This window comes from Herbaspirillum lusitanum P6-12 (assembly GCF_000256565.1).
Lineage (GTDB): Bacteria > Pseudomonadota > Gammaproteobacteria > Burkholderiales > Burkholderiaceae_D > Herbaspirillum > Herbaspirillum lusitanum.
In genome coordinates this window covers 1-6,017 of record NZ_AJHH01000811.1, presented here as the reverse complement: position 1 = coordinate 6,017, position 6,017 = coordinate 1, and the positions used below count along the sequence as shown (strand labels likewise).

Annotated in this window: 8 protein-coding genes; 5 read left to right on the top strand and 3 right to left on the bottom strand. The window is 58.8% G+C overall.

Features of this window, described 5'->3' with window-relative positions; genetic code table 11:
- The 3 genes from HLUSI_RS0125955 to HLUSI_RS0125945 all read left to right on the top strand — a co-directional run.
- On the top strand, window positions 1–483 hold a 483-nt coding region (locus tag HLUSI_RS0125955), incomplete at its 5' end, for an ABC transporter substrate-binding protein (RefSeq protein ID WP_016836700.1).
- A 24-nt stretch (window positions 484–507) separates the two neighbouring features.
- Complete coding sequence (locus HLUSI_RS0125950) at window positions 508–951, top strand: cupin domain-containing protein (protein WP_016836699.1); 444 nt, start codon at window positions 508–510, stop codon at window positions 949–951.
- A 137-nt stretch (window positions 952–1,088) separates the two neighbouring features.
- The gene (locus HLUSI_RS0125945; protein WP_083831055.1) at window positions 1,089–1,700 is read left to right on the top strand and encodes a helix-turn-helix domain-containing protein; all 612 of its coding nucleotides are present in this window, start codon (window positions 1,089–1,091) and stop codon (window positions 1,698–1,700) included.
- On the opposite strand, the gene mug is transcribed toward HLUSI_RS0125945, so the two are convergent.
- The 3 genes from mug to HLUSI_RS0125930 all read right to left on the bottom strand — a co-directional run bounded on the left by mug (window position 1,697) and on the right by HLUSI_RS0125930 (window position 4,430).
- Window positions 1,697–2,251 carry a G/U mismatch-specific DNA glycosylase gene (gene mug / locus HLUSI_RS30810; RefSeq protein WP_083831056.1) on the bottom strand — a complete coding sequence of 185 codons (555 nt, stop codon included), beginning with the start codon at window positions 2,249–2,251 and terminating at the stop codon, window positions 1,697–1,699. The genes HLUSI_RS0125945 and mug overlap by 4 nt on opposite strands.
- 177 nt (window positions 2,252–2,428) lie before the next feature.
- Complete coding sequence (locus HLUSI_RS0125935; RefSeq protein WP_016836696.1) at window positions 2,429–3,067, bottom strand: response regulator transcription factor; 639 nt, start codon at window positions 3,065–3,067, stop codon at window positions 2,429–2,431.
- On the bottom strand, window positions 3,060–4,430 hold the full coding sequence (locus HLUSI_RS0125930; protein WP_016836695.1) for a cache domain-containing protein: 1,371 nt from the start codon (window positions 4,428–4,430) through the stop codon (window positions 3,060–3,062). Before HLUSI_RS0125930 ends, HLUSI_RS0125935 begins: the two co-directional genes overlap by 8 nt.
- Before the next feature lie 364 nt (window positions 4,431–4,794).
- On the opposite strand from HLUSI_RS0125930, the gene HLUSI_RS0125925 reads away from it, so the two are divergent.
- Both HLUSI_RS0125925 and HLUSI_RS0125920 read left to right on the top strand, forming a co-directional pair.
- The gene (locus HLUSI_RS0125925) at window positions 4,795–4,974 is read left to right on the top strand and encodes a DUF3311 domain-containing protein (RefSeq protein ID WP_029364043.1); all 180 of its coding nucleotides are present in this window, start codon (window positions 4,795–4,797) and stop codon (window positions 4,972–4,974) included.
- Window positions 4,974–6,017 (top strand): sodium:solute symporter family protein (locus HLUSI_RS0125920; RefSeq protein WP_029364042.1); only part of this gene is annotated, 1,044 nt, incomplete at its 3' end. The genes HLUSI_RS0125925 and HLUSI_RS0125920, both read left to right, overlap by 1 nt.

The following is a 6,017-nucleotide window of genomic DNA, read 5'->3' as shown; positions in this document are numbered from 1 at the left end:
AGTGGCGTGACGGCCAACCAGGCGCTGGCGGCGCCGGCGGTGTTCCTGACCGATATCCACGGCATGGGACTCAAGGCGGCGCAGGGTTTGCGTTTCATCACGGCGTTCTACTGGGATCGCAACGAGCGCACGCGCGAGTGGGCCAAGCGATTCCACCAGCGCCGCAAGGCCATGCCGACCATGACCCAGGCCGGCGTGTATTCCTCCGTGCTGCATTACCTCAAGGCGGTCAAGGCGGCCAACACCGACAACGCCGCCGAGGTCATGAAGAAGATGCGCGAGTTGCCGGTCGACGACATGTTCGCGCAGAACGGCCACTTGCGTGAAGACGGCCAGATGGTGCACGACATGTTCCTGGTCGAGGTCAAGAAACCGTCGGAGTCGAAGGCGCCGTGGGATTACTACAAGGTGCTTTCCACCATCCCGGGCGACAAGATCTTCAAGCCGCTGGCACAGAGCGATTGCCCGCTGGTCAAGAAATAATCAACGTTCACAAAGGAGATGACGATGTCTGAAGCTGCAAGGAAATCCGATCGGAAAGACCCGCCGCCGCAGGTGCGGCACGTCGACGAGATGGAATGGGAAACCATCCGCTGGCCCGGCGAAACCGGCAAGATGCTGTTCCACCCGAGCGAAGAAAACCCGACCGCGCCGAACGCCGGCCTGCTGCGACTCGCGCCGGGTGCGCATCATCCGTGGCACCGCCATGATTTCGCCCAGGTCTGGTACATCCTCGAGGGCGAGTTCACCATCGGCGGCAGGGTGTGCACGCCCGGCACCATGCTGTGCCACGGCGACCCGCATTGCGAAGAAGAACTGCATACGGAACACGGCGGCATGATCCTCATCGTGCAGTATCCGGGACCAACCACGGGCGGGCGGCCGATCTACGACAAGCGCTTCAACATGGACAAGCGCATTGAAATGGCCTTGGAGCGGACCGACGTCTAAGCGTCGAGAAGTTCACGCACTCACCCGCTGTACAAACGGTCGCATGGACGCATGCGGCCGTTTGTCTTTCCTGCGGCGGAGGACGGGTACAATGCCGGAAACAGGCGCAGGCCTTCGTCCCTCACCAAAAATAACGCATGGATAATCCAGAATTAGTGGCGATACAGATCGGCAGCCGCATCCGCGAATGCCGGCGCGCGAAGAACATCACCTTGCAAGTCCTGAGCGACGAGACCGCCTTGTCCACCGGCTTCCTGTCGAAGCTGGAGCGCGGTGAAGCCAGCGCCTCGATCGCCAATCTGATCTCGATATCGAAGTACCTCGGCTTGTCGCTGCAGGACCTGTTCCAGACGTCCACCGAAGCAGCGCCGCCACCGCCCGATTACGTCCTGTCCAAAGCCAAGGCGCGCAACGACGAAGCGCCGCTGTCGGCGGCCGGGTACACCTTCCATCGCTCCTGCGGCGATTTGCCTGGGCAGCAACTGGCGGCGTTCGAACTGGAGTTTCCCGCCAATCAGGAAAACCAACCGGTGCTGGTGTCGCATGAAGGCGAAGAAGTGCTGTACATGCTCGACGGCAAGCTGGAATTCCATATCGGCGACGACGTGCTGATTCTCGAGCGCGGCGATTGCCTGCACTTCAATTGCGAAAAGCCGCACATGGGCCGCAACATCGGCGCCAAGACCGCGCGCCTGATGATGGTGGTGTCGAGCGCCTCGCCGATCAAGCGGCGCTTCGGCAAGGGCTAGGCAATCACGCAGGATACTTGCGGCCCGGTCTTCGCAAGTTCCTCGCGCAACTCCCGGTAAGCCTGCACCAGCATATCCTGACTGAATCCGCGATTCAGTCCGCTGGGGTTCGGCAGGAGCCATACCATGGCGCCGCCGAACTTTTCCGGCTGCTTTCCCCAATCGACTTTGGGTTGTCCCGCGATGGCCTGATAGGCCGGTTTGCCGAGGAAGGCCAGGCACCTCGGCCTGAGCAGTTCTACCTTCTGGCACAGCGTTGCGGCGGAACGAATGAACTCATCGCGCAGCACCTCGTCGGCGCGTGCAGTCGGACGTTCAACCACGGTCGTCAGGCCGCAGCGATGGTCAAGAATGCGGCAGTCGTCGAGCGGATCGATGAGCTCAGGGGTGAAGCCCGACAGATGCACGGTCTTCCAGAAACGATTGCTCCTGCCCATGAAATGGTGACCGCTCGCTGCCGCGCGCATGCCCGGATTGATGCCGCAGAAGACGACATCGAGTCCGGGAGCAAGTAGATCAGGAAGAGGGGATGTAACGGTAACGGATGGCATCATGCGCGGTGCTGTTCAGACATGGTCAGGGTGAGTGCGGGCAGATCGGCGATCTGCGCAGCGACGCTGATTATGGGCAAGGATATGGTCAGGGACAACCGCCGTCATGCGCGGTTATCGGCCATTCCACGCCCGATTCGGGCCACCCGGCGAGCGCATGCTTTTTCTATCCTCTTTCTATCCTCTTTCTGTCCTCAGATTTTCCAAGGCGAACTTGATCAGTTCGCTGCGTCCTTCGATGTCCAACTTGCGTTTGATATTCAGGCAATGAGTTTCAACAGTACGCACGCTCAGATCCAGCGTCTCCGCGATGCTTTTGTTTGACGCCCCCCTCGCTATCTGCTCAAGAACCTGGCGCTCGCGCACCGTCAGCGTTTCTTCTTTCAGGCGCGGCTGGGCGATGATGGGCATCAGCGCAGCGCTGTAATAAACGCCTCCGTTCAGAACCGCTCCGATGGCGCGCACGATGTCGCTTCCCGGTGCGTCTTTCAGCACATAGCCTCGCGCGCCTGCACGAATCGACTGCAAGACATACTCGGCTTTGTTGTGCATGCTGAGGATCAGTACAGCGATATCGGGGAAGTTCAGCTGAAATTTCGCCGTAAGCTCGATCCCGCTGCTGCCTTGAAGATTGATGTCCATCAACACCAGGTTGATCGACTGGTGCGCTGCATGTCTCAGGGCTTCGTCCGCAGTACCGGTTTCAGCAACCACCCGTACCCCGGGCATACTCTCCAGCCGGGCGCGCAGGCCATCCCTGATCATCGGATGATCGTCCACGATCATGACATTTGTTATTGGCGTTTCTTCAGGCATGAAATTCTTCCTTTGTCTGTAGAGGAACTTGCGCCGACACCACCGTTCCTTCAGAACTTGAGGATACGGAGAAGCTGCCGCCAACCGCTTGCAGGCGTTCGGCCATGTTCCGCAAGCCTATGCCGCGTTTGGGGTGCTTGGCGATCTGGCCCGTGTCGAAGCCGATGCCGTTGTCGCGAATGGTCAGGAGAAACAAGCCCGGGTCCTCGGTCAGTTCCAGCGAAACGGAGCTTGCCTTCGCATGGCGCCAAATATTGTTCAAGGCTTCCTGTGCAACCCTGAACATCACGGTATTGACGACATCCGGCGATGCGTTGCTTGTCTCGCTGAAGGAGAAGTCGATTTGAAGTTCTCCATTCGCGTTCCATTCGTCGCACAAAAACTGCAGCGCACTGATCAAGCCCAGATCATCCAGGAGAGCAGGCCTCAAGCCGTGAGAAATATGCCTGATTTCGCCGAGCAGGCGATTCATTTGCTCCACGGTGTGTTCAAAGGCATCACAGGCCGGTGCGATTTCCCGGGTGGCCTCGAGCTTGATGATCGCAGCTTCAGTCTGCAGCTTGATGGAGACCAAATGTTGGCTAATCCCGTCGTGCAGATCGCGTGCGACACGCGCCCGTTCTTCCTCTTGCGACAAAACGACTCGCTGGGCCAGCTCCCGGAGTTTGGCGTCGGCAACACGCTGTTCACTGAGGTTGAACATCAGGCCGAAGCCGGCTACCGCCGCAACGCTGAGCAGGGCGATGATTGCGATCAGTCGCATGGTGTCGAGATTGTGTCCGGATATCTGTCGGTCGACGTTGGCAAGCGCCGCATCCACATCGTCGAGATACATTCCAGTGCCGATAATCCACCCCCACTTCGGCAGGGCAATCACATAGGCAAGTTTCGGCGCGACCGTACTGCTGGATGGCTTACGCCACAGATAGCGTTCATAGCCGCCGCCCTCTTGAGCGCGAACAATGAGGCGCTGGATGGTTTTGGTGCCATCCACGTTTTCCCAGTCCCACAAGTTTTTTCCAAGCAGCTCAGGCTGGCGTGGATGAACCAGCGTATTACCGGAAAAGTCATACGCAAAGAAATAGCCGTCATCGCCGTAGTCGAGCCTGGCCAGGATATCGAGTGCTTCCCGTTTGGCGTTTTCCACATCGCCACGTTCATAGAGATGCGCGATCGAATGCTCAGCGAGATCGACGTAATGGCGGAGCTCCGCATCTTTGCTGCTCCGATAGGCTTCCTGTATTGACTGGCGCTGCTGTTCGCCGAGCCTGATGGTCTGGTGCCAAACGACAACCGCAATGACCCCGAAAGAGATCAGTAATGGTGTGACGGCAAAGAAAATAATCTTGTGTCTTAGTTTCATTCTGGCAACGTCTCCTCGGGCTTGAAAAGCCTCGCGCACTCTTCTGCTATGAATTCTGCCGCAATTCTATGCCGGATCAGACGCCGCCATCTACGTGTTCCTACGTAGCTTTACTAAGTATTCTCCCGCTTGTTCCAAGCCGCGTATATGCGAATACTACGGCACATAAAAATAATAAAAATTGATATAAAAATTTCTTTTGTATCGGAGACATCCTCATCACGACAACTCCGGACGCCATGTGTATGCGCGCCGACAGTCGTCCTTCTTTTTTGCGGATGCATCCAAAGCGGCCATTTTTCATAACAACACAGGAGATCTGATGTCCACCGACACGTCCTCAAGAACAGTGGAGCGAGGCTATCTGCGCGCGTTGCTGTTACTGCCTTTCATTGCACTGCTGTGGGTTCCGTTTTACAACGACGAATTGCCCATGCTGCTCGGCTTCCCGTTTTTCTACTGGTATCAGTTTGCGTGGGTTCCGCTCACTGCGCTGATCATCTGGATCGTCTACAAAGACGGCCTTAAAAAGGGAGTCGAATGATGAATTCCTCTTCCATCAACTGGACGGCACTCGGCGTCTTCATCTTCTTCTTCGCATTGGTCACCGTGATGGGCTTCTGGGCCTCGCGCTGGCAAAGCGGCGGCAAAGCCAACAAGGGCGCCCACCTCGATGAATGGGGCCTGGGCGGCCGTAACTTCGGTACCTGGATCACCTGGTTCCTGGTCGGCGGCGACTTCTACACCGCCTATACCGTGATCGCAGTGCCGGCGCTGGTGTATGCGGTCGGCGCCTACGGCTTCTTCGCGCTGCCGTACACCATCCTGGTCTACCCTATCGTGTTCCTGATCATGCCCAAGCTGTGGCACGCCGCGCACAAGGCCGGTCACGTCACCGCAGCCGATGTCGTCTTCGGCCGCTACAAGTCGCGCAAGCTGGAGCTCGCCATCGCCCTGACCGGCGTCGTCGCGACCATGCCCTACATCGCGCTGCAACTGATCGGCATGGAAGTCGTCATCAAGGCGCTCGGCGTCACCGGTGAACTTCCCCTGCTGGCGGCCTTCGTGATCCTGGCGCTGTACACCTATTCGGCCGGCCTGCGCGCACCGGCGCTGATCGCCTTCGTCAAGGATCTGATGATCTACATCGTGGTGCTGGTGGCGGTGGTGCTGGTGCCGATGAAACTGGGCGGCTACGGCGTGGTGTTCGCTTCGGCGCGCGATGCGTTTGCAGCCAAGGGCGGCGCGACCGGCCTGACGTTGAAGCCGGCGCAGTTCCTGCCGTTTGCTTCGCTGGCGCTGGGTTCGGCGATGGCGGCCTTCATGTATCCGCATACCCTGACCGGCATTTTCGCAGCCAAGAGCGCCGACACGATCCGCAAGAACGCGGTGTTCCTGCCGGCGTACACCGTGCTGCTGGGCCTGATCGCGCTGCTGGGCTACATGGCCTACGCTGCGGGCGTCAAGGTCGAAGTCAACAACGACGTCGTGCCTGCGCTGTTCAATGCCATGTTCCCGAGCTGGTTCAGCGGCTTCGCGTTTGCGGCGATCGCCATCGGTGCGCTGGTGCCGGCGGCGGTGATGTCG